The following is a 22,294-nucleotide window of genomic DNA, read 5'->3' on the forward strand; positions in this document are numbered from 1 at the left end:
CGTCGACCATCGTGTTGATGGTGTTCTTGAGTTCGAGGATCTCGCCGCGGGCGTCGACGGTGATCTTCTGGGACAGGTCGCCCTTGGCCACGGCGGTGGTCACCTGGGCGACGTTGCGGACCTGGTTGGTCAGGTTGCCCGCCATGAAGTTGACCGAGTCGGTGAGGTCCCGCCACACCCCTGCGACACCGGGCACCTTGGCCTGGCCGCCGAGGCGTCCTTCGGTGCCGACCTCGCGGGCGACGCGGGTGACTTCGTCGGCGAAGGCGGAGAGCTGGTCCACCATCGTGTTGACGGTTTCCTTCAGCTGCAGGATTTCGCCGCGGGCGGGCACGTCGATCTTCTGGGACAGGTCGCCCTTGGCCACGGCAGTGGCCACCTGGGCGATGTCACGGACCTGGGTGGTCAGGTTCCCGGCCATGGCGTTGACCGAGTCGGTCAGGTCGGCCCAGGTTCCGGAGACCCCCGGCACCTCCGCCTGCCCGCCGAGCGTCCCTTCGGTGCCGACCTCTCGGGCCACGCGCGTGACCTCGGAGGTGAACACGGACAGCTGGTCGACCATGCCGTTGAACACGCTCGCGATATCACCCATGACACCGTCGGCGTCCTCCGGCAGACGTGTCCCGAAGTCCCCGTCCCGCACGGCCGTCAGCCCCGCCAGGAGTTGTCTGAGCTCGCCGTTGCCCGGCGCGGCGTCGATCAGCTCGGTCTTGTCGCTGTTCATGCGCACTCTCGTCCCGCTCCCCTGGAGCCCTCGGCAGCGAGGACTCGAACACCCCGGCGGGCCGCTGTGGGCCCGTAAACGGTCTGCATTCCCTCACCTCACGGCCACAGGTGAGGAGAAAATACGCCGCAGGCTAACCCACTCGGCACCCGCCGAACAAAGCCTCCGGTCGCTGTGTACCAGGGAAGAAGTCCGCCACGAAGAGCCATGCATGACGCCGGATCCACGGGGTACTTGGATTGGTTTTCGTGTCTCGATGTCCACCAGGATCGTGCTGCGGAAGTGGCGCCCCCCCCCCGCGCAAGTGGGATGAAGATGTCCCCGACCAGGATTCCTACTCCCGGCCGGGGACAGGACTTCTCCTACGCTCCGCCGCCCGCCGTGCCGGCCGAACTCGTAGAAGGTGCCGTCGGGGCAGTTCACCTGGCCAGTGGCTCTGCGAGGAGAACGACTCGGTCGGCCGTGACGTCGAAGCCGAGCACCGGATGACCGTAGGCACCTTCCGGGTCCATCAACACCGGCTTGTCCAGCCGCCGCCCGATCTCCCGAAGGAATCCGCAGAACACATCAAGGCGCTCCTGGCCCTGCACCTCCCGCAGGTCGACGTCGAAGTCGACTTCGTCGGCGGCATGGAAACGGAAGATCGCCAACACATCGGCAGTCGGCCACACCCGCAGGTTCGGGCACTCGGCATCCGCCGGGCGGGACAGCACGGCCTCCGCCCGGGGCAGCGGAAGCACCGCCTCGCCCGCGGAGTACCGGCACTTCCAGCCCTTCTCCGCCACAAGATCGAGGACCGCCTGCCAGTCCTCCACCGAGGCGTTCGGGACCCGCACGTCCGGCAACGCCCCCATCACGTCCGGGTCGAAGAAGCACTTCACGTCATCCCACAGCAGGTCGGTCACCCAGCGATGCTGCCGGGCTCGCCCACCCATCGCACCTCGTTTCCCTTGACCGAAGACACAGGGACACTCGCCGGCAAGCGCTTCGAACTGGCCCGGCTTCGCCGTACGGGGCTTCACACTTCGGGGTGCTCGTTCCGTTCTGTTCGGCTTGCGGTAGGAGACGCAGGCCAGCCGGTGGGTGCGCCGGTGGTACGGAGCAGGAGCAGGGCGATGTCGTCGGTGTGCCGGCCTCGGGGCCAGCTGTGGTGCACCAGGTTGTCGATCAGCCGGCCGAGATCGGATACGTCGGTGTGGGCGAGGTGATCGGCGAGGCCGGCGGTGGTGTCATCGATTTCCTGTCCGGGGACTTCAACCAGCCCGTCGGTGTAGAGGGCGAGGAGGGTGTTCACGGGCAGCGGCACGGTGGTGAGGGGGTAGAGGGCGTCGGCGTGGATGCCGAGCAGTGGGCCGGGATCGACGGTGAGAGGGGCGGTACGGCCGTCGGGGCGGCGCATGAGTGGCGGGGCGTGCCCGGCGCTGGCGAGAGTGATCTGGTGGTCGGTGAGGTCGAGGTGGGCGTAGAGGCAGGAGACGAGGAGGTCGGGTTCCGCATCGGTCAGGACCCGGTTGGTGCGGGCGAGGACCTGGTCAGGAGTGGCGCCGGCGGTGGCATGCGCGTGGACGGCGGTGCGGACCTGCCCCATGAGGGCCGCCGCGGCGGCGCTGTGTCCCTGCACATCACCGATGACGGCCGCGGCGGTGTGGTGGTCCAGCCGGATGACGTCGTAGAAGTCGCCGCCGATGTCCATGCCGTGGCTGGCGGGAAGGTAGCGGGCGGCCACGTCCAAGCCGTCGATGCGGGGCAGCCTCCGGGGCAGCAGCGCCTGCTGCAGGTCGTGGGCGAGCTGGTGCTTGGCGTCGTAGAGGCGAGCACGGTCCATGGCCTGGGCGATCAGTCCGGCCAGGGAGGTCAGGACGGCGCGTTCGTCGGCGGTGAAGGTGTGGGGCCGCTCGTAGGAGAGGATGCAACAGCCCACGGGGCGCCCCGAGACGATCAGCGGCAGGAACGCCCACGCCTGCTTGTCGCTGATCCGCGGTGCCTGCGGGTAGCTGCGGGCCATCTCGGCCGGGTCGGCGAAGAAGGAGGGCACGCCGCTGGCGATGACCTGCCCGGCGGGGGTGATGCTGGTGTCCAGGGGCAGGCCGTCGAGGCGTTCGATGACCTCGGGCCGGTAGCCCCGGTAGCCGGTGATCTTCAAGCGGCCCGCGTCCGCGACGGACAGCACCAGGCCCTGGGCGTCGAAGGCGGGCAGGATCTCGGCTGCCACCAGGTCGACGACATCGCGTACGCCCACGGCCTCGGTGAGGACCGCCGACAAGTGCATCAGCTGATACAGGCGGCTCACCCCGGCCGGCCCACTGGCCGTAGGGGGCCTGACGGGCGCCAGGGTCGGTGGCCGGTCGGCGAGCGCGGTCTCGACGACGCGGACGCTGATTCCGTCGGGACCGGGGAAGAGGTAGAAGTCCAGCCAGGTACCGGGCGGGCGCAGAGCGTGGAAGAACACAGCCTCGCGGCTGAGAAGCGCGGTCCGGTACTTGTCTCCGTAGGCCGGGTCGTCCAGCCAGGGCAGGACCTGCCAGGGCAGCCGACCCAGCAGCGAGGCGGCATCGCAGTCCAGCAGGCGGGTGGCGCCTGAGGTCACGAAGATGATCCGGCCCTCGGTATCGAGGGCGAGACTGCCCCCGGGCAGGCGTTCGGCGAAGCCGAGCGCGGCCTGCGGGGCGCGGGTGTCCAGGCCGCGGACATCCACCACGCGTGGCTGCTCGGGGATGGCGGGCGGCTCACCGGCGGCCTTGAGCAGGCCGCTGATGCGGTGGGCGGCATGCGTCATGCGGGCGTGTTCGCGGTTGCTGGTGCGCGGGGAACGGCCGGCGGGCCACAACAGCGACAGGGCGCCCCGACAGGTGCCCGGTCCGGAGAGGGGCGCGACAGCCATGCAGAACCGGTAGGGCTGAGCGGCGGCCACGCGCGGATAGCAACGGGCCAGCTCTTCCAGACCGCCGACCCACACCAGGCGGTCCTCGCGCACGGCGTCGGCCACCGGATCCTGGGCGGCCAGCGCGATCCGCGTCCAGGGTTCGGCGTACTCGGGAGGCAGGCCGCCGGTCACCACCAGGCACAGCACCTTCTGCTGGGCATCCAGCAGGTAGATGCCACCGACCGCGGCCCCGGTGCGGCGCACGGCTGTGGCCAGCGCCCCGTCCAGGGCCTGCTCCGGCGGCCTTGCGGTGGGTCGTTCACCGTGGCGGGACATCGCCCGGCCCCGGTCGGCCTTCGCAGGTGTCCCGGCGGGTGAAGCGGGCGCGGGCAGCCTCGCCGCTGATGCCCAGCGCCCTGCCGATCTGCGGCCAACTGGCCCCGGCCTGCCGGTCCGCCAGCACCGCCAGACGCACCAGATGGTCGGTGAGAGGGGGAATGCGGGCGACAGCCGCGCAATGCGCGGCCCCCTCCGGCGCCCTACCGCCCCCGGCGGTCATGCCGGCCAGTTCCCGCTCGACCTGCGTCAGGAACACCGAGCCGACGGTGACCAGGGTGCGCCGGGCGGCCTCGGCCTTGCTCCAACGCCGCCGGGCCCGCCAGGCCGCCTGCCGGTGCCCGGCCTGGCAGTACCGGCGGCCGGCACCGGCGGAATCCGGAAGAGCCGCCCCGCACCAGGCACAGCGTGCGTCACCCATACCAGGACACTACGCCCGCGCAGCGGCGACGGCGCCCCCAGCACCAGCCACACCAAGATCATGTCACCGGTGGCTCCCTGTCTCCGTCGGCGGGCTGGTCAACCGCGTTTCTCACGACAGGGGTGCGGCGTTGGGGGGTGGGGATACGGCAAGATACCTCCAGTCCCGAGCTGGGTGCCGGGGCCTGTGCGACCCACCCCCCATGGCCGCGAGTCCCTCACGATCTCCGTCCGGCCCATCACCGCGCACCCTATCCCGAGCCACTGACAACACGGCCGGTCCGCAGCCTGTGCAGGTGCGCTGCCCGGCCCGGCTGCCGGAGGGGATCTACCGGCGGGTACGGGAGTTGCCGGCCCGTCCGTCCCCTGCGGGCCCGAAGAACACCGACCCGGCCGGTAGGCCTGACCCGCCGATGATGCAGCACCTGACTTCCGAACTCATCGAGATTGATCGTGGCGGAGGGAGCCCCGGCGTGATCGCGGAAGTCGCGTCGGTGTGCTTCGAGAACGAACAGCGCGAGGGCGAGCAGGGTGACGCGGGACTGAGTGAGGTAGTTGGTCAGCGTCATCCGGCCGGCCGGTGCCAGAACCGCGGTCAGGGTGCCGGCCAGCGGGCCGTCCGTGAGGCACAGGACGGTGGCCGCGTACGCGGCGGCCAGCAGTGGTGCCGTGATGACGTCGATGCCTAGGGCGAGGACGTGGTAGGCGGTGCCCGGTTGGGCGAGGCGTGGGCGTAGACGACACCGCCGCCGAGTCCCACGGTGAAGCCCCAGACAGAGCCGGAGGCGCCGAAGAAGGCGGCGATGAGGCGTGACGTCGGCCAGAGCCCGGTGCCTGCCCGCGGCGAGCCCGAGAAGGAAGGCGGCCAGCGCGGCGGGTGCCTGGAAGAACACGAGCAGGAACTCGACGTCCGGCAGTTGTTCCAGGCGCGGCGATGACGGAGGCGGCGTCGCCCCGCAGGCTGTCGGTGGCCGCCGCGGCCTGGGCCGCCGCCGACACCTCGTCCGTGCCGCCGCAGGCCGGCCACAGGGCCACGGCGAGAAGTGCGTACGCGGTGGAGGTGAGGGTGAACAGCGCCACGGAGGCCCGTACGGCGGTGCGCGTCCGGATCCGGTGCAGTGCCAGCAGGACCAGGCCGAGAAGAGCGTACGTGGTCAGGATGTATCGCCGGGGAACAGCACCACGGCGTACGCCGTGCCGAGGATGACACCCGTGCCGTGGTAAGCGGAGGCGAGGTAGGTGATGTTGACCATCAGGATGCCGAACAGGGCGAAGCCGCGTACCACGTCCACGGTGGCCAACCGCCCGGTCGCCGTGTCGGCCGGAGTCGCCGTGTCGGTCGTCGTGTCCGTGCCGATGCCTATGCCGATGTCGGTGCCGGTCATGGCGCCTCTTTGCCGGAGCCTCGCTGTCGGAGGAACCGCGCCTGATCCGTGAGGAACCGGTCGGTGTACAGCTGCCGGGGGGCGAAGACCGCGGTCAGCGTCAGACGCCAGTGCCGCCGCTCCAGATCGGCGTCCACCAGGGAGTGGGTGGCGTCGGGATAGTGCGCGACCTCGAGGGACGCCGGCGGCAGGAGCTTGCGGTAGACGGCTTCGGTCTCGGCGACGTCCACGTTGACGTCGTGGCCGGCCAGTACCAGCAGCAGCGGGGTGCCGCGCATGGCCCGCAGGTCGGCGGTGGCGTCCGACCGGTGGTTTCTGGCGATGAACGACCACCGTGCCGCTGTCATGTCTGACGTGTCACCGACCGCGGCCTGGTACTCGGCGAAGGACGCTCCCCGCTTCAGCAGTCCCAAGGTGGTCTGCCGACGGCGCAGCGCCGCAGCCCGTTCCTGGGCGCTCGCGCCGTCCCGCGCAAGCTCGGCGAGGAGGTTGTAGCGGCCCTGCCGCAGCCAGTTGACGGCCGGGGACACGGCGATGACGAACTGAAGCCGCCGGTCCTGTGCCGCGACCTTGGGCAGGACCCAGCCGGCCTGGCTCGCCCCCCACAGCCCGATACGGCCGCCGTCGATCTCCGGGCGGCCACGGGCCCACCTCACAGCGGCCAGCGTCTCGTCCGCCCGGTCGGCCATGCTCTGGTCCAGCCAGTCGCCCTGCGAGCCTCCGACTCCCGGTTTGCTGAACGACAGCGAGGCGTACCCGGCGCGGGCGAAGGACTCCCACAGCGGCCGGTAGAACGTCTCGTGCGTCGCGTCGATCGGCCCGTCGCCGTGGACGAACACCACGAGTCCGAAGGGGCCCCGGTCTCGCTCGGGAAGGGCCAGCACTCCGTCGAGCAGATTTCCGTCATGCCGCAGCGACACCTGGATCTCCCGCAGGGCGTAGGTGTTCTGCCACACCATCACCCCACCGGCTCCGGTGGCCGTCAGCAGCACCGCCACCAGCGTCCACACCGCCCACCGCCATCCACGTCGTCGCGGCGCGCCCCGTGTCCGGAACATCACACCCCCGAAATCGTTCGTTTCAAAAACGGTCGTAGCGATAATGAACGTATTACGATCGATCGCACAAGCTGATCGGGCGGACGGAGGAGTGGCGTGGAGACGACGGCAGGCGACGCTCACGCGGCAGCGAGCAGCGGTCCGGTGGTGCGCAGGGGAGTGCCCGCAGGCAGCGAGGAGCAGGTGGCGGCCCTGTACTGGGAGGCGTTCGGCCGCAAACTGGCGCCCGCGCTCGACCCACCCGACAAGGGACGCCGGTTCATCGCCGCCCACCTGCACCACGACCGGGGCGTTGTCGCGCTCGACGGCGGGCGGGTGGTCGGTGTGGCCGGCTACCGGCTCGGCGGCCGTCCGCTGTGCGGCGGGAGCGTGAAGGACGTCCTGAGCACCTACGGTCTGCTCCGCGGCCTGCCAAGACTGGCGGTCCTCGCCCTGTTCGAACGCACCCCCGTCGAGGGTGAACTGGTGATGGACGGCATCGCCGTCGAGGCGGCCCACCGCGGCAGAGGCATCGGCAGCCTCCTCCTGCGGGAGGTCGCGGCCGTCGGCGCCGACCACGGCTGCCACCGGATCCGCCTGGACGTCATCGACGCCAATCCCCGCGCCAGGTCCCTGTACGAGCGGCACGGCTTCACCGCCCACCGCACCGAGGAGACCCCGTACCTGCGTGGCCTGATGGGATTCGGCGCGGTCACGACCATGCACCGCCCGGTCACCGCGGCCGATGCGGCGACCGTCGGGGAGGCACGATGAACACCGGTGGCACCGCCCACGCCGACGACCGGGCCGAGCGGCCGGAGATCCCCACCCGGCTGCTCGTGCACGCCCTGGTCCGCGAGGACGGAACCGTCGACGCCGGCGAGCTCTACACCGTCGCCGGTCTGCTCGGCATGACCGACCAGCAGATCAGGCTGTGCGTCAAACGGCTCGTCGCCGAAGGCGCGTTCACACAGGAAGGCCGAGGCCGCAAGGCCACCCTCCGCGCCGTCGCCGACGCCACCGGAGCCCTGGCCCCGGACGCCGCCTACGTCCGCCACGCCTACCGGCAGGACGCCGGATCCGCACCGTGGGACGGCATCTGGCACCTGTTCGCCTTCGCCGTTCCGGAATCCCGCCGCAACGCCCGGGACGCCCTGCGCGAACACCTCCGCCGTCTCGGCACCGCGCCCGTCCACAACGGGCTCTACGTCGCCGCGAACCCGGTCACCCCGCTCGTCGAGGCCCAGGCCCGGCACCTCGGCGTGCTCGACGCCCTGACCTGCCTGACCAGCACCGACCTGCGGATCGGCGGCGTGACCGACCCCCGGGCGCTGGCCGCCGCACTGTGGCCGCTTCCCGAGATCGCCGAGCGGCACGAACGACTCGCCGCCTTCGCGGAAGCCTGCCGTTCCCGGCTCGCCCGGGGACCGGAGCCGTCGGACCCCGAGCTGCTCACCCTGGCCGTGGAACTCGCCGCCCAGTTCACCGCGGCCATGGACCCGGACCCCCTCCTGCCGCCGGAACTTCTGCCCCAGCCATGGCCCGGAACCCGCGCGCGAGCCCTGGCGGCCGACTGCTGGACAACCCTCCGCGAAACCCGCCCGACCGGACACACCGCCGGCTTGCGCCTGTTCGCGCTGTACGCCGAGGCGCTGCGCCCCTTGGACGGCGGCTAGAAGCGCGTCTCCGGTGCCACCGGAGGTACGGAGGACGAGTCGCGTCGTCCGCCCGAGCGGGCTACCCGTCCTCGACGGTCACGGGCGCGGCGTTCCTGGCCGGATGCGCCGGGAGCCTCCTCCCGCCGCAGCACACAGACGCACGGTACCGGCCTCGACGGCGGCAGGCGGGGCGGGCGGGCACGGTGCACCTGGCGGACGGCGTCGACGGACTCACCCGCTTCGCCGCACAGGTCGCCACGCGGCAGATGCCGGACCGGCTCTTCCTGCTGCCCGGCCCGCCTGGCCACGGCTGGCCGGTGCGTGCCGCGCTGCCACCGGACCCGCTGCGCGTCACCCGTCACGAACTGCCCCGGCACGGAGCCGTCTGCGGGGCACCGGCCCGCTCGGCGCGGGCGGCTGACCTGCGGGCCGCAGCCGGGAGACGGCCCTGACCGTGGCCGAGTGACAGGAGGAGAGCCATGACTTCTCGCGGAAGATCACTCGCCGGACCGAAGCCGCCGTGGAAGTGACACCGGCGCCCCGCAGACCTTCCTGACCCAGCCGCACTTCCGGCGGTCGGCGCCCGACCTCGACCGGCGCCGTCGTGCGCGGCCCGCTTGCCCGGCGCGCCCGACGACCTGCCCCGCGTCCGGCAGGCCTCCGGCCGCGACGAGCGGACCGCGGCCGCTTCCTGAGCGGGAGGACCCGGGACGATCCGCGCGTCACCCGTCCGCCGCACGCTCGGGCGGCGCATCCGTACCCGTTACCCGCACGGTAGAGACCCGGGAGGCACACCGGACGACACTCGACGGACGACCGGCGGCAAAGGCGGGCTCATGCACGACGAACACCCCAGCACGACGACCGGACCGCGGCCCACACCCCCTGGCGAGCCACTGACCTGCCTGGTGACCGGTGCCAGCGGTTACATCGGCGGGCGGCTGGTGCCGGAACTGCTGGACGCCGGCCATCGGGTGCGCTGTCTGGTCCGCACGCCGCGCAAGCTGCGCGACCACCCGTGGGCTGACCGGGTGGACATCGTCCAGGGAGATGTCACCGACGCGGGGTCCGTGGCTCGGGCGATGCGGGACGTCGACGTCGCCTACTATCTCGTGCACGCGCTCGGCAGCGGTCGCGACTTCGAGCGGACCGACCGGGCCGCCGCTCGCGTCTTCGGCGGACAGGCCCGTGCCGCCGGCGTCCGCCGCCTCGTCTACCTCGGCGGACTCACCCCCGCGGGCGTCGCGGAGGCGAGTCTCTCCCCGCACCTGCGTTCCCGCGCCGAGGTCGGCCGCATCCTGCTCGACTCCGGTGTGCCGACCGCCGTGCTGCGCGCCGCCGTCATCATCGGCTCCGGCTCGGCCAGTTTCGAGATGCTGCGCTACCTCACCGAGCGTCTGCCGGTGATGGTCACCCCGCGCTGGGTGCGCACCCGGATCCAGCCGATCGCGGTGCGGGACGTGCTGCGCATCCTGGTGGGCTGCGTCGGTCTGCCTCCCGACGTCAGCCGCGCCTTCGACATCGGCGGCCCGGACGTCCTCACCTACCTGGACATGATGCGCGGGTACGCCGCCGTCGCCGGGCTGCCCCGGCGGCTCATCCTGCCGGTGCCCGTGCTGACGCCCGGCCTGTCCAGCCAGTGGGTCGGACTGGTGACTCCGGTGCCGGCCTCGATCGCCCGGCCGCTCACGGAGTCGTTGCGCTACGAGGTGGTGTGCCTGGAGAGGGACATCGAACGGTACGTGCCGAGTCCGCCGGGCCATCCCCTGGGATTCCAGCGGTCGGTGGCCCTGGCGCTACGACGCGTGCGCGACGCGCAGGTCAGCACCCGCTGGTCCTCCGCCTCCGTACCGGGCGCCCCCAGCGACCCGCTGCCCACCGACCCGGACTGGGCCGGCGGCAGCTTGTACACGGACCTGCGGGAACGGGACGCGGACGTGGACCCGGAGGCGCTGTGGGAGGTCATCGAGGGCATCGGCGGCGAGAACGGCTGGTACTCCTTCCCGCTGGCCTGGGCCGTACGCGGCTGGCTCGACCGTCTCGTCGGCGGTGTGGGCCTGCGCCGCGGCCGGCGGGACGCCCGGCGGCTGCGGGTGGGCGACTCGCTGGACTTCTGGCGGGTGGAGGAGATCGAACGCGGTCGGCTGCTGCGGCTGCGCGCCGAGATGCGGCTGCCCGGCCTGGCCTGGCTGGAGATGCACGCCGACGACGACGGCGCCGGACACGTCCGGTACCGGCAGCGGGCGCTGTTCCATCCCCGCGGGCTGCTCGGCCACCTGTACTGGTGGAGCGTCTCCCCGTTCCACGCGGTCGTCTTCGGCGGTATGGCCCGCAACATCGTCCGGGCCGCGGCACGCGCCCAGGAGAACCGTGCGGCGCGCTCCCGCACCACCACCGGGACCCGTTCGTCCGCATCCGGTCATGCCGTCCTGCCGGAAGACACTGCCGTCCTGCCGGAAGAGATCCCCCCGGAGAGAAGCTGACCCATGCACGTCTCGCTCGTCCTGTTCACCTCCGACCTGCGCCTGCACGACCACCCGCCGCTGTGCGCCGCTCTGCAGGCCGCCGACGGGGTCGTCCCGCTGTTCGTGCGCGACCGCGCCGTGGCGGCGGCCGGATTCGCCTCGCCCAACCGCAGCGCCTTCCTCGCCGACTGCCTGGCCGACCTCGACGCCTCGCTGCGCGCACGCGGCGGGCGGCTCGTGGTCCGCTCGGGCGACCTGGTCGAGGAGGTGTGCCGCGCGGTGACCGAGGCGGACGCCGACGAGGTGCACATGGCGGCGGCGCACAGCGGCTTCGCCACCCGCCGTGAGGACCGGCTGCGCCGCGCCGTGGAGGCAGACGGCCGCCGCCTGTTCGTGCACGACGCGGTCACGGTCGCCGTACCGCCGGGCGAGGTGACCCCCTCCTCGTCGGACCACTTCGCCGTCTTCACCCCGTTTTACCGGCAGTGGGCGCAGGTCCGTCTGCGCGCCGTCGCCGCCGTTCCTCGCCACGTGCGCGTCCCCGACCATGTGAGGAGCGAGCCACTGCCCGCGCGTGGCGACGTCACCGGCGTATCGCCCGCCCTGCTCGCCGGCGGCGAGAGCGCGGGCCGCAAGCGGGTGAGCGCCTACTGGCGGCGCGGGCTGGACGCCTACGCCGACACACACGACGATCTCGCCGCCGACGCCACCTCCCGCCTCTCCGCCCATCTGCACTTCGGCACCCTGTCCGCGGTGGAACTCGTCCACCGGGCCCGCCGCCGCGGCGGCCCGGGCGCCGACGCGTTCGTACGGCAGCTGGCCTGGCGCGACTTCCACCGCCAGGTGCTGGCAGCCCGCCCGGCCGCCGCCCACGCCGACTACCGCCCCAAGGGCGACCGGTGGCGTTCGCGGCACACCGCCGGGCCCGACATCGAGGCGTGGCAGGAGGGCCGCACCGGCTACCCGGTGATCGACGCCGCGATGCGCCAACTGCGCCAGGAGGGCTGGATGCACAACCGCGCCCGGCTGCTGACCGCGAGCTTTCTCGCCAAGACCCTCTACGTCGACTGGCGGGTCGGAGCCGCCCACTTCCTGCACTGGCTCGTCGACGGCGACGTGGCCAACAACCAGCTCAACTGGCAGTGGATGGCCGGCACCGGCACCGACACCCGGCCCAATCGGGTCCTGAACCCCGTGACCCAGGCCAAGCGGTACGACCCCGACGGCACCTACGTCCGGCGCTGGCTGCCGGAACTCGGCGGACTCGACGCCCCGCTGGTCCACGAGCCGTGGAAGCTGCCCGGCCCGCAGCGTGCCGCGCTGGACTACCCCGAGCCGGTGGTGTCCCTGTCCGAGGGGTTGGACCGGTTCCGGCGGGCCCGCGCCGGGCAGCGGTGAGGCACCCCAGGGGCGCACCTCAGGGCCGGCGTACCCCGTCGTCGCCGTAGGGACGGCTCAGCGTCTCCACGGCGTCCCGCAGTACGGAACAGCGGGCGAAACCGGCCAGGGCCCGTCGGTCCCAGCCGGGTCCGACGGGCAGTACGGTGGGCCTCCGGCGCGCACCGGGCGCTCCCCATTCGAGGCCGGCGACGTGGCGGGCCAGCGGCATGGACGCCGTGGAGCGGGTCTGTGCCCACAGCACGACCGCGGCCGGGCCGGTGCGCCGGACACAGGCCAGCAGGGCCTCCGCGGGTACCGCGGCGCCCAGCGTGCGGGTCGGCACCCCGCGCTCGCCCAGCGCGGCGGTCAGGGCCTCCAGGGCCAGCGAGTGCTGCTCGGCGGGGGTGCAGGCCAGCACCACGGGCGGCTCCCCGTGGGCCGGCTCGGGGTGGGGCAGCAGGAACGGCGCACTGCGCAGGGTGCTGGAGATGTGCCAGGACAGCAGGTGCTCGACCTCCACGTAGCGGTCGCCGGACGACTCCCACTTGCGGCCCACGGCACGCAGCGTGGGCACCATCACCTCCTCCCACGCCACCGTCAGCCCGTGCCGCCCGACGCTGTCCACGAGCCGGCGTTCCAGCTCCGGCGCGTCCATCCGCACCGCGGCACGCGCCAGGCCCCGGCACTCCTGCCGTACGTCGCCCAGCGGGAGCCCGCTCCCGGGGCCGCCGGGGCGCACCGGGGCGGGGCCGGGCGGTGCGGCGGTGGCCGGGGTGGACGCCGGTGTCGGGGCCGCTTCGCCGTCGGTGGTGAAGCGCAGCCGGGCCACCCGTGCCGCCTCGGCCGGCGGGACGCCTGCCGCCGTCAGCCGGCACATCTCCTCCACCATAGCGATGTCCCTGGGTGTCCAGCGGCGGTGGCGCCCGTGGGGGCGCACGGCCGGCCCCAGGCCGTAACGGCGGTCCCAGGAACGCAGGGTGGTGGGAGACACGCCGAGCCGGCGGGCCAGCGCCCCGGTGGCCACCCCCGCCGCGGACGTCTCGTCCGGGAGCGCGGCGCCGGGTACGTCGTCGACGGGCAAGGCGGCCTCCCACCTCGGGTTGGAGCCACAGCCATTCCGGTGCGGAAACGATGCGAGTTGTTCCCATGCTCCTCTTGTGCGCAGGGTGAAGCAAGGACCCGGGTTCCTCCCGTCCCGGCAGGAGTGACCGGGACGGCGGCTCCGCAGAGGAGGCTCGACATGAACAGGCTCCCACCGGCCCCGATCGCGTTGCCCGACTCCGCTGAGCGCGGTGCCGGCGACGACTGGACCCTGCTGCACCGCCGGTGGTCCGGGTTGGTGCACGCGCTGGCCCGGCAGGCCCTCGGGGACCCGCGTGAGGCGGAGGACGTGACCCAGCAGGTGTTCGCCGCGGCCTGGCGGGGCCGGGGCGGCTACGCACCGGAGCGGGGGACGTTTCCCGCGTGGCTGGTCGGCATCACCCGGCGCAAGGTGGCGGACGCCCTGGCCGCCCGCACCCGGCGGGCCGAGCTGGCCACGGCGGCGGCCGGCCTGCTGCCGTCGCCGGGGGAGCGCGGGGGCGGCGACCCCGAGGCCGCGCTGGACCGACTGGTCGTCGGTCGGGCTCTGGAACGGCTCAGCGAGCCGCAGCGCCGGGTGCTCAGGCTCGCCTTCTACCAGGACCTCACCCAGACACAGATCGCCCGCGTCACGGGATGGCCCCTGGGCACGGTCAAGAGCCACACCCGCCGGGGCCTGGACCGCCTGCGCCGCTGCCTGCAGGAGGAGGGGGTGTCGGCAGCATGACATGAAGAAGGGAAGGCCGATGCGGTTTCGACGCGCACAGACCGAGATCGAACGATCTCGGAAACCGGGTGTCCCGGTCCCGTTCACGGCGTGGCACCCTCGCCTCCGCAGGACGTACCGTTGACGATCAGAGAGCCGACGAGACGCTGCAGGTGCGCAGGCCGCCCCGATCAGCCGAGGGAGCCCTGATATGGCAGCGCCCATGCATCCTCAGGGGCCGGGCATCCCGTCCGCGCCCGCGCCGCCGGCGCCGCTCACCGTAGGTCTGGAAGCCATCGGAACCGGCGCCTACGTCGTGGACGCGCAGGGCCGCATCGTCGCCGTCAATACGCGTGCCGGGCAGCTGCTGGGCCGGCCGGCCCAGCAACTCGTAGGGCAGGACGCGCACGACCTGCTCCACCGCGACCTGCACGGGCAGCCGATCTCCCGGACGCGGTGCGCCATGCGCCAGGCCTTTCTCGCCGGGCGTCCCGCACAGGCACCGGAGGACTACTTCGCTTGCGGTGACGGCGACCTGCTGCCGATCTCCTGGCACATCACGCCGTACGACATGGGCGAGGGCCGCACCGGCACCCTGGTGCTGTTCCACGCGTCCGGCGATACGGTGCGGGGCGGCGCGCGGGCGGAGCGGGCCGCGGAACCGCTGTCGGAGCTGGAACGGCTGGCCCTGCTGGCCGAGACCACCACGCGGCTGACCTCCACACTCGACGCCGACGAGGCGATCCGCCGGCTGGTCGGACTCGTCGTCCCCCGGCTCGCGGACTGGGCCGTAGTCGATCTGATCACCGAACGGGACGAGGTCTGGCGCACCGCGGTGGTGCACGCCGACGGTGACGTCCTCACCCATCTGGAGGAACTGCAGGGGCCCATGCCGCCGATCCCGGAAGCGTCCCCGATGCCGCTGTCCCGGGCCCTGCGCGGCGTGGCGTCCACCGTCGCCGGACCGCAGACGTACCAGGGGGAACCGGACTCCGGCATCGCGGCCGAGCAGCACCGCCTGTTCGAGGCCACCGGTATGCACTCGGCCGCCATCGCACCCATCCGCAGCACCCGCGAGGTCCTGGGCGCCCTGACGCTCGGGCGGGCGGACGATCCGCGGCCCTTCACCACGGCCGACCTGCCCCTGCTGGAGGACATCGCCCGCCGCGCCGGGCTGGCCCTGGACAACGCGCGGCTCTACCAACGCCAGCGCGCCATCGCCGAGACGATGCAGAACCACCTGCTGCCGCAGATGCCGCGCGTGCCGCACCTGCAGCTGACCGTCCGCTACCTGCCCGCCCCACACGCCTCGCAGGTGGGCGGCGACTGGTACGACGCCTTCCCGCTGTCGGACGGGGCCACCGCCCTGGCCATCGGGGACGTCGTCGGACACGACCTGGAGGCCGCGGCCGGCATGGCCCAGGTGCGCAACATGCTCCGCGCCTACGCCTGGGCCCAGCAGGAGCCGCCCAGCCGGGTCGTCGAACGGCTGGACAGGGCCACCCAGCACATCACCGAAGTCCCCATGGCCACCCTGCTCTTCGCCCGGCTGGAACGGACGGATCCCGGTCACTGGGAGCTGACCTGGACCAACGCGGGCCATCCGCCGCCGCTGCTGCTGAGCCGCGACGGACTGGCCGAGTACCTCACGGACGGACACGGCGTTCTGCTGGGGACCGGTACCGCCGCCCCGCGCGTCGACGCCACCGTCGCCCTGCCGGCCGGCAGCACCCTGCTCATGTACACCGACGGCCTGGTGGAGGAGCGGGGGCGTTCCCTTGACGAGGGGCTGGCGCGACTGCGCCGGCACGCCGCCGCCCTCGCCCACCGCCCCCTGGAATCCCTCATCGACCACCTGCTGCGGCGCGTACGCCCCGTGGGCAACGACGACGACGTCGCGCTCCTCGCGCTGCGCACACCCGGACACCGCTCGTCCGGGCCGGCAGCGCACCGGTGACCCGCGGACCGCCGACGGCTCCCTGACCGCCATCACGGCTCACCCGGGGAAGCGCCCCGTGGAGCGCAGCTCCCAGCGGCGTTCGGCGTAGGCGAGGTCGTCGCGCCAGAGGCGGCCCGCCGCGGTGCGTACGAGCGGGCGCAGCAGCGGGGCGGCGCGCCGGACGACGGCGAAACCGGAGCGGTCGGAGGAGGCCAGCACCGCCTCGGTCACCGCCGTACGCGGCCTGCCGTGCTCGTCCGCGCCGAGCGGGGTGGCGTGCGTCTCGACCACCGACCCCGCCCCCTCGCCCGCGACGATGCGCATGACGACCGTGCGCGGTTCCGGAGCGGTGAACACGGCCCGCACCGGCACCACCAGCCGTCCCGCCACCTTGAACGAGACATCGACGGTGAAGGCGTCGTCGTCGCCCTCCGCGTCGCCCTCGGGGGAGCCGACGACGGTGAGGTCGGCGAACGAGTACGGATGGAACCAGGCGCCGTGCCACGGGTCCAGCCGGTTGGCCACGACGTCCTCGGGCTCGCAGACGCCGCGACCGGCGTAGACGGCCGTCAGACAGCGCTCGGGGTCGGGCCGCCCCCGTACGACCGGCGCGTCCAGGGGCGCCTCCCCGCCGACCGCGTCGAGCCGTACCCACACCAGGGCACCGTCGTCGTGCACCGGCAGCGGCGCCCACCCCGCGCGGGGGCCGCCGTCGAGGGCGAGCCCGTGCCAGTGGCACACCAGGGTGCCGCAGCGCACCGGGCTGTCCCGCAGCGGTGCCCCCAGATGGGGGCACATGCCGGGGCCGCCCACGAGACCGCCGTCGGGGCCCCGCCAGACGACCACCTCACGGCCCGCGACGGTGCATGCCAAGGGGCGGTCGGCCCGCAGGTCACGGGCGGCACCGACGACGTACCAGTTCCCCGACGGGCGCGCCTGGGCCCGTTTCAGCGCCTGCGCGATCACCGCGGGCCGCGCCTCGCGCCAGGTGGGCCGCTGGCGGTGCCACGGCACGGCCCGGCGGCGCACGGAGAGCGGGCTGCGGCGGGGGCTCACGCGACCTCCTCGGGGACGGGACGGCTCGGTGTCACGGGTGCGGCGGCCGGTGACGGCGGGACCGCGGGCAGCGCGCGTCGGGCCCGCAGCCGCGCGGCGGCCACCCGGGCGAGTCCGTCGGCGGCGACCACGGCACGGCGCCGGCGCGGGACCACCGCGCGGCGGTGCAGCACCGACCAACCGTCCCGGGCGACGGCGTCCAGGATGCCGCCGTACAGGACGAACGCGGTGCGGATGCAGGGGCGTGACACCGGGTCGAGCATGCCGATGCCCGGCGCCGCCTGCCGGTACACGCCGCGGGTCAGCGCCTCGAACTCCCTGAGCGCGGCCGTGATCCGGCGGTCGGGCCGGCCCGAGTCCCGGCTCCAGCGCAGCAGCTCCCGGTCGACGCCGTGGCCGGCGAGCAGGTCCGCGGGCAGATAGACACGGCCGCGGTCCAGGTCCTCGCCCACGTCCCGCAGGAAGTTGCTCAGCTGGAACGCGACGCCCAGCGCCGCGGCGTACGGCGCCGCCTCCTCGCGCGGCACCACCGTGCCCAGCACGGGCAGCATCTGCAGCCCGATCACGGCGGCCGAGCCGTACGTGTACCCGCGCAGGTCGGCGTAGGTGGCGTAGTCGGTGACCGTGAGGTCGGCGCGCATGGCGGTCATGAAGTCGTGGAAGTACCCGTGCTCGATGCCGTAGCGGCGCGCGGTGTCGGCCAGGGCGAGCACCACCGGCTCGCGGCTGTTCCCGTCGCGCAGCCCCGTCCGCAGGGCGCCGCGCAGCTCCGTCAGCGCGGCCACGCGCCGGCCGGTGTCCCCCGCGGGGTCGCGGGTGTCCACGATGTCGTCGGCCCAGCGGGCGAAGCCGTACAGCGCGTGCACGGCGGGCCTGCGTCCGACGGGCAGCAGCCGGGTGGCGAGGAAGTACGTCTTGCCGTGCCGCGCGTTGAGGGCGCGGCAGTGGCGGTACGCCGCGCGCAGCCCGGGGTCGCCGATCCCGGCCGCGTCCAGTTCCCGGTCGGTCATGCCGTGCTCTCCTTCGAAGGGGCGCAGGGCCGTGTACGGCGGCCGTCGGACGGACCGGTGACGCGTGCGGCGGCGAGCTTCCCCGACAGCAGCACGGTCGGCACGCCCACGCCCGGGGTGGTGCCGCAGCCGGCGAGAACGGCGTTCTCGGTGCCGCGCACCAGGTTGCGGGGCCGGAACGGGCCGGTCTGGGCGAAGGTGTGGGCCGCGGAGAAGGGCGTGCCGGCGGCGTGGCCCTGAGCGTGCCAGGTGGCGGGCGTGACCAGGCACTCCTCCTCGATCGCGGCCTCGAAGCCGTCGAAGCCACGCCGTTCCAGCTCCCGCAGCAGCGCCGCCCGGTAGCGCGGGGCCAGAGCGGTCCACTCGGCGGGGCCCGGGCCGAGGTCGGTGTTCGGGCAGGGCGCGAGGACGTAGTGCAGATGGCGTCCCGGGGGAGCGAGGCCGGGGTCGGTGGCGGTGGGGCGGGTGATGAGCAGGGAGGGATCGCTCATCAGCCGGCCCGTGCGGGTGAGTTCGGCGAAGGTGCCGCGCCACGCGGCCCCGAACGACAGGGTGTGGTGGGCCAGGTGCGGCCAGGTGCGGTCCGTGCCCGCGTGCAGCACCACCGCCGACGGCGCGTGCCGCAGCCGCAGCGGGCGCCGGGGACGGCGGCCCAGGAGACGGTAGGTGACGGGCAGGTCCGGGGTGAGGACGACCGCGTCGCAGGGAAAGCGGTCGCGATCGGTGACGACGGCGCTGACGCGGTCTCCCGACCGCTCCAGTCGCGTCACCTCCTGGCCGAACCGCAGCTCGGCGCCCGCCTCGGCGGCGGCGTCCGCCATCGCCCGCGGCAGGGCGTGCACACCGCCCCGGGGGAAGTACACGCCGGAGACGGTGTCCATGTAGGCGATGACGGCGTAGGCGGCCAGTGCGCGGGCGGGTGGCACGCCCGCGTAGAGCGCCTGGAAGGTGAAGACGCGGCGCAGCCGCTCGTCACGGAGGAAGCGGCCGATACGGGCGTCGAGCCGGCCGAAGCCACCGAGGGCCGCCAGCCGGGCGAGGTCGCCGTTGAGGAGGCCGAGCGGCGAGTCGAAGTTGGCGTCGATGAACCGGCGCATCTGCGCTCGGTACAGCCGCGTCAGCCAGTCACGCAACCGCAGGTACCCGGCCGCCTCACCGGGTCCGGCGAAGCGTTCCACCTCGGCGGCCATGGCGTCCGCGTCGGTGTGCACGTCCAGGGTGCCGCCGTCGGCGAAGCGGGCGCGGTAGGCCGGGTGCAGGGGAATCAGGTCCACCCGCTTGCCCAGGCTGTCGCCGACGGCCGCGAAGGCCTCGTCGGCCAGGTCCGGCATGGTCAGCACGGTGGGCCCGGTGTCGATGCGGTAGCCGCCGAGTTCGAGGCGGCCGGCCCGCCCGCCGGGCAGCGCCTCCCGTTCCACGACGGTCACCCGGCGTCCGGCGCCCAGCAGGTGCAGCGCTGCCGACAGCCCGGCGAGCCCCGCCCCCACGACCACGACGTGGTCGGTGCGGCCGGGCAGCGTACGGGTCACCGCCGCGGCTCCCGCCCGCGCGGCGATGCGGCGTGCGCGCCGTCGGCCGCGGAGCCGAGCAGCCCCCGCAGCCGGCTCCCGCCCTGCGGGTCGAGCAGCGCCCCGTCGAAGTGCCGCAGCCCCTGCGCCACCAGGCGGGCGATCTTCTTCTCGACCAGGTCCCGGGCACCGGTGGCCTCCACCACGTCCCGCACCTCGTCCAGGGCCGCCGGCGTCAGGCCGGCGTCCTGGAGCGCCCTGTCCACCACGTCCAGGGCGCGATGGTCGCCGGCCGCGGCGGCCCGGGCCCGCGTCAGGGCGATCACATAGGTCGGCTTGCCCTCGCGGACGTCCGCGCCGTGGCTCTTGCCGGTCCGCCGGGGATCGCCGAAGAGGTCGTCCAGGTCGTCGCGCAGCTGGAAGGCCATGCCGACGCGGCGGCCGGCCGCGTCCAGCGCCCGCCGGGTCGCGTCGTCGGCGCCCGCCAGGGCGGCCCCCAGCGCGAGCGGGCGCGCCACGGAGTACAGGGCGCTCTTGAGACAGGCAGTGCGCAGGGCGCGCGGCGCGGAGTGGTCGGCGGTGACCTGGCCCTGCACGTCCAGGTACTGGCCGGCCACCATCTCCGTGCGCATGTCGCTCCACAGCCGCCGCACCGGCTGCGCCGCCGACGGCTCCAGGGGAGTCTCGGCCACCAGGTCGTCCGCCCAGGCCAGCGCCAGATCGCCGGCCAGGATGCCGGCCGCGTCCCCGAACCGTCCCACGCCGGCGGCGGACGCGGGCGTGGCGTACCGGGCGCGCAGACCGGCGTGGAGCGCGGGCCGCCCGCGCCGCACCGGGGAGGCGTCCATGACGTCGTCGTGGACCAGGGCGCACGTCTGCAGCAGTTCGAGCGCCGCACCGATCCGCAGGGCTGTCTCCACTCGCCCCCGGTCGGCACCGTCGCAGGCGCGCAGCGACCACCACAGCAACTGGGACCGGGTGCGCTTGCCCCCGTCCCGGGTGAAGCGCGCGACACGCTCCGCCAGGTCGGTGGCGAACAGTTCGTCCACGGTGTGCGCGCGGGTGACGCGCTCATCGAGGACACGGTCGAGGACCCGGCCGACGGCGGCGGGCACGTCGGCGTCGACGACGGTCACGTCCTGCGGCGTACCCGCGGCTTCCTCCGCACCGGACCGGACCCCGCCGATCCCCCCGTCCGGGTGCGTCCGGACGGGCGAACCCGGCACGGGAAGCAGGCGCGGGACGGGCGGCGGCGCCGCGCCGTGGTGTTCCTTCGCCTGAGTGGGGCTCATCCCGGTTCCTCTCGTCGTGCACACGTTTCTCTCCGTCACCCCGGGCTTCGGCGGGTACGCCGGGCACGGATGCGGCAGGGGCCGGCGACGCGCGGGAGCGCGGCCGCGTGATGTGTTCCCCCGTCGGCCGCCGCGGACGAGTGACCCGCATCCGTTCGGGCACACGGGCCGGAATACCGGCGGCGATACCGGCGGCGAGCGAAGACGGGCGAGGCCGCCGGGGCGCGGCCAGGAGGGAACCGTGGTGCTGGAAGCGGACGTGGCGGTGCTCGGGGCGGGAGCCGCGGGACTCTCCCTGGCCCACCGGCTGACCGGGCGGGTACCGGGGCTGCTCACACCGTCCGTCGTGCTGGTGAGCGCGCCGCCCGGCCCCTTGCGCCCACCGCGGCGGACATGGTGCTTCTGGGAACCGGAAGGCGGCCGCTTCGACGCCGCGGTGTCGGGCCGCTGGCGGCGGCTGCGGGTGCGCCCGCCGGCCGGCGACCCTATCGAGGGCGACCTGGCGCCCCTGCGGTACAAGATGATCCGCTCCGACGACTTCGAGGAGCTGGTCGGCCGGGAGCTGGCGGACAGCCCGAACGTGCGGCGCGTGGAGGCCACCGTGGAGACGGTGGAGGACGTCACCGGCGGCGCCCGCGTCCACCTGCGGGACGCTCACGGCACCCGCCGCGTCCTCACGGCGCGCTGGGTCCTGGACTCCCGCCCCCTGGGCAGCCTGCCGGCCGCGCGCACCACGCTCCTCCAGCACTTCCACGGCTGGTTCGTGCGCACACGACGCCCGGCCTTCGACCCCGCTGTCGCGGAGCTGATGGACTTCCGCACCCCGCAGCCCGCCGACGGCCTGTCCTTCGGGTACGTGCTGCCCACCGGACCGCACGAGGCGCTCGTGGAGTACACCGAGTTCTCCCCGCGCACCCTGACGGCGAGCGGCTACGAGGCAGCGGTACGGCACTACGCCGACGACGTCCTGCGCCTCGGCGACCGGCGGATCCTCGCCACCGAGACCGGGGTCATCCCGATGACGGACGCCGCCTTCGCCCGGCAGAGCGGCGCCTCGGTCTTCCGTATCGGGGCCGCCGGCGGCGCCACCCGCCCCGCGACCGGTTACACCTTCGCCGGCCTCCAGCGTCAGACGCGGGCCATCGCCGCCTCCTTGCGCCGGGGACGCCGCCCGGTGCCGCCGCCCGCGCACTCCGCCCGGGCCCGCGCCATGGACGCCGTGCTGCTGCGCGCCCTGGCCGGCGGCCGGGTCGACGGGCCCGCCCTGTTCAGCCGGCTCTTCGCGCACGTCCCCATGAACCGGCTGCTGCGGTTCCTGGACGGCGACACCCGCCTGCACGAGGACCTGGCCATCGGCCTGTACACCCCGATCGGGCCGATGCTCCGCGCGGCGCTGGAACTGCCCGGCCTGCCCCGCCGCCCCTCCCCGTGAAAC

21 protein-coding genes are annotated in these 22,294 nt (G+C 73.9%); 9 read left to right on the forward strand and 12 right to left on the reverse strand.

What is annotated here, in order from left to right; translation table 11 throughout:
- From ACZ4U1_RS14985 to ACZ4U1_RS15005, 5 genes are all read right to left on the reverse strand, one after another.
- On the reverse strand, positions 1-724 hold a 724-nt coding region (locus ACZ4U1_RS14985), incomplete at its 3' end, for a HAMP domain-containing protein (protein ID WP_467903343.1).
- A 419-nt stretch (positions 725-1,143) separates the two neighbouring features.
- Complete coding sequence (locus ACZ4U1_RS14990) at positions 1,144-1,629, reverse strand: hypothetical protein (protein WP_467903344.1); 486 nt, start codon at positions 1,627-1,629, stop codon at positions 1,144-1,146.
- 113 nt (positions 1,630-1,742) lie between these two features.
- Entirely contained in the window at positions 1,743-3,923 is a 2,181-nt protein-coding gene (locus tag ACZ4U1_RS14995; protein ID WP_467903345.1) for a SpoIIE family protein phosphatase, read from the reverse strand.
- Positions 3,907-4,344, reverse strand: coding sequence for a hypothetical protein (locus ACZ4U1_RS15000; protein ID WP_467903347.1), 438 nt, complete (start codon positions 4,342-4,344; stop codon positions 3,907-3,909). Before ACZ4U1_RS15000 ends, ACZ4U1_RS14995 begins: the two co-directional genes overlap by 17 nt.
- Before the next feature lie 250 nt (positions 4,345-4,594).
- Complete coding sequence (locus ACZ4U1_RS15005; protein WP_467903538.1) at positions 4,595-5,167, reverse strand: DUF418 domain-containing protein; 573 nt, start codon at positions 5,165-5,167, stop codon at positions 4,595-4,597.
- Here ACZ4U1_RS15005 and ACZ4U1_RS15010 point away from each other — a divergent pair.
- Positions 5,147-5,281 carry a hypothetical protein gene (locus tag ACZ4U1_RS15010; protein ID WP_467903548.1) on the forward strand — a complete coding sequence of 45 codons (135 nt, stop codon included), beginning with the start codon at positions 5,147-5,149 and terminating at the stop codon, positions 5,279-5,281. The genes ACZ4U1_RS15005 and ACZ4U1_RS15010 overlap by 21 nt on opposite strands.
- A 216-nt stretch (positions 5,282-5,497) precedes the next feature.
- Here the strand turns inward: ACZ4U1_RS15010 and ACZ4U1_RS15015 are convergent, their stop codons facing one another.
- Entirely contained in the window at positions 5,498-5,728 is a 231-nt protein-coding gene (locus ACZ4U1_RS15015) for a hypothetical protein (RefSeq protein ID WP_467903348.1), read from the reverse strand.
- Positions 5,725-6,738, reverse strand: a complete 1,014-nt coding sequence (locus ACZ4U1_RS15020) for an alpha/beta hydrolase family protein (RefSeq protein WP_467903349.1) — start codon at positions 6,736-6,738, stop codon at positions 5,725-5,727. The genes ACZ4U1_RS15015 and ACZ4U1_RS15020 overlap by 4 nt, the downstream gene beginning before the upstream one ends.
- A gap of 144 nt (positions 6,739-6,882) precedes the next feature.
- Here ACZ4U1_RS15020 and ACZ4U1_RS15025 point away from each other — a divergent pair, with 144 nt between their 5' ends.
- From ACZ4U1_RS15025 to ACZ4U1_RS15045, 5 genes are all read left to right on the forward strand, one after another.
- Positions 6,883-7,539, forward strand: a complete 657-nt coding sequence (locus tag ACZ4U1_RS15025; RefSeq protein WP_467903351.1) for a GNAT family N-acetyltransferase — start codon at positions 6,883-6,885, stop codon at positions 7,537-7,539.
- Entirely contained in the window at positions 7,536-8,441 is a 906-nt protein-coding gene (locus ACZ4U1_RS15030; protein WP_467903352.1) for a PaaX family transcriptional regulator C-terminal domain-containing protein, read from the forward strand. The genes ACZ4U1_RS15025 and ACZ4U1_RS15030 overlap by 4 nt, the downstream gene beginning before the upstream one ends.
- A gap of 185 nt (positions 8,442-8,626) precedes the next feature.
- Positions 8,627-8,875, forward strand: a complete 249-nt coding sequence (locus ACZ4U1_RS15035; protein ID WP_467903353.1) for a hypothetical protein — start codon at positions 8,627-8,629, stop codon at positions 8,873-8,875.
- Positions 8,876-9,259: 384 nt separating this feature from the next.
- Entirely contained in the window at positions 9,260-10,906 is a 1,647-nt protein-coding gene (locus tag ACZ4U1_RS15040; RefSeq protein WP_467903355.1) for an SDR family oxidoreductase, read from the forward strand.
- 3 nt (positions 10,907-10,909) lie between these two features.
- A complete protein-coding gene (locus ACZ4U1_RS15045; RefSeq protein WP_467903356.1) occupies positions 10,910-12,286 on the forward strand; it encodes a cryptochrome/photolyase family protein in 1,377 nt (458 codons plus the stop codon).
- A gap of 19 nt (positions 12,287-12,305) precedes the next feature.
- Here the strand turns inward: ACZ4U1_RS15045 and ACZ4U1_RS15050 are convergent, their stop codons facing one another.
- Entirely contained in the window at positions 12,306-13,349 is a 1,044-nt protein-coding gene (locus tag ACZ4U1_RS15050; protein ID WP_467903357.1) for a MerR family transcriptional regulator, read from the reverse strand.
- Positions 13,350-13,508: 159 nt separating this feature from the next.
- Here ACZ4U1_RS15050 and ACZ4U1_RS15055 point away from each other — a divergent pair, with 159 nt between their 5' ends.
- Together ACZ4U1_RS15055 and ACZ4U1_RS15060 are read left to right on the forward strand one after the other, a co-directional pair.
- Positions 13,509-14,075: a sigma-70 family RNA polymerase sigma factor gene (locus ACZ4U1_RS15055; RefSeq protein ID WP_467903359.1), complete on the forward strand. Its 567-nt coding sequence runs from the start codon at positions 13,509-13,511 to the stop codon at positions 14,073-14,075.
- A gap of 190 nt (positions 14,076-14,265) precedes the next feature.
- Entirely contained in the window at positions 14,266-16,011 is a 1,746-nt protein-coding gene (locus tag ACZ4U1_RS15060; RefSeq protein ID WP_467903360.1) for a PP2C family protein-serine/threonine phosphatase, read from the forward strand.
- A 39-nt stretch (positions 16,012-16,050) separates the two neighbouring features.
- On the opposite strand, the gene ACZ4U1_RS15065 is transcribed toward ACZ4U1_RS15060, so the two are convergent.
- Genes ACZ4U1_RS15065 through ACZ4U1_RS15080 form a run of 4 tightly spaced genes read right to left on the reverse strand, consistent with a single transcriptional unit; the run spans position 16,051 to position 20,859 of the window.
- A complete protein-coding gene (locus ACZ4U1_RS15065; RefSeq protein ID WP_467903361.1) occupies positions 16,051-17,049 on the reverse strand; it encodes a DUF5914 domain-containing protein in 999 nt (332 codons plus the stop codon).
- On the reverse strand, positions 17,046-18,059 hold the full coding sequence (locus tag ACZ4U1_RS15070) for a phytoene/squalene synthase family protein (protein ID WP_467903362.1): 1,014 nt from the start codon (positions 18,057-18,059) through the stop codon (positions 17,046-17,048). The genes ACZ4U1_RS15065 and ACZ4U1_RS15070 overlap by 4 nt, the downstream gene beginning before the upstream one ends.
- Entirely contained in the window at positions 18,056-19,588 is a 1,533-nt protein-coding gene (gene crtI / locus ACZ4U1_RS15075) for a phytoene desaturase family protein (RefSeq protein ID WP_467903363.1), read from the reverse strand. The genes ACZ4U1_RS15070 and crtI overlap by 4 nt, the downstream gene beginning before the upstream one ends.
- The gene (locus ACZ4U1_RS15080; protein WP_467903365.1) at positions 19,585-20,859 is read right to left on the reverse strand and encodes a polyprenyl synthetase family protein; all 1,275 of its coding nucleotides are present in this window, start codon (positions 20,857-20,859) and stop codon (positions 19,585-19,587) included. The genes crtI and ACZ4U1_RS15080 overlap by 4 nt, the downstream gene beginning before the upstream one ends.
- Before the next feature lie 244 nt (positions 20,860-21,103).
- Between ACZ4U1_RS15080 and ACZ4U1_RS15085 the strand changes: the two genes are divergently transcribed.
- Positions 21,104-22,291, forward strand: a complete 1,188-nt coding sequence (locus tag ACZ4U1_RS15085) for a lycopene cyclase family protein (RefSeq protein ID WP_467903540.1) — start codon at positions 21,104-21,106, stop codon at positions 22,289-22,291.
- Positions 22,292-22,294: the final 3 nt, after the last annotated feature.

The organism is Streptomyces sp. NPDC028928 (assembly GCF_055564915.1).

Excerpts from the sequence above, each read along its gene's own strand:
- ACZ4U1_RS15000 (WP_467903347.1), bottom strand. The coding sequence starts at position 4,344 with ATGGGTGACGCACGCTGTGCCTGGTGCGGGGCGGCTCTTCCGGATTCC.
- ACZ4U1_RS15030 (WP_467903352.1), top strand. The coding sequence starts at position 7,536 with ATGAACACCGGTGGCACCGCCCACGCCGACGACCGGGCCGAGCGGCCG.
- ACZ4U1_RS15045 (WP_467903356.1), top strand. The coding sequence starts at position 10,910 with ATGCACGTCTCGCTCGTCCTGTTCACCTCCGACCTGCGCCTGCACGAC.
- ACZ4U1_RS15060 (WP_467903360.1), top strand. The coding sequence starts at position 14,266 with ATGGCAGCGCCCATGCATCCTCAGGGGCCGGGCATCCCGTCCGCGCCC.
- ACZ4U1_RS15010 (WP_467903548.1), top strand. The coding sequence starts at position 5,147 with ATGAGGCGTGACGTCGGCCAGAGCCCGGTGCCTGCCCGCGGCGAGCCC.
- ACZ4U1_RS15070 (WP_467903362.1), bottom strand. The coding sequence starts at position 18,059 with ATGACCGACCGGGAACTGGACGCGGCCGGGATCGGCGACCCCGGGCTG.
- ACZ4U1_RS15055 (WP_467903359.1), top strand. The coding sequence starts at position 13,509 with ATGAACAGGCTCCCACCGGCCCCGATCGCGTTGCCCGACTCCGCTGAG.
- ACZ4U1_RS15080 (WP_467903365.1), bottom strand. The coding sequence starts at position 20,859 with ATGAGCCCCACTCAGGCGAAGGAACACCACGGCGCGGCGCCGCCGCCC.
- ACZ4U1_RS15040 (WP_467903355.1), top strand. The coding sequence starts at position 9,260 with ATGCACGACGAACACCCCAGCACGACGACCGGACCGCGGCCCACACCC.
- ACZ4U1_RS15015 (WP_467903348.1), bottom strand. The coding sequence starts at position 5,728 with ATGACCGGCACCGACATCGGCATAGGCATCGGCACGGACACGACGACC.
- ACZ4U1_RS14995 (WP_467903345.1), bottom strand. The coding sequence starts at position 3,923 with ATGTCCCGCCACGGTGAACGACCCACCGCAAGGCCGCCGGAGCAGGCC.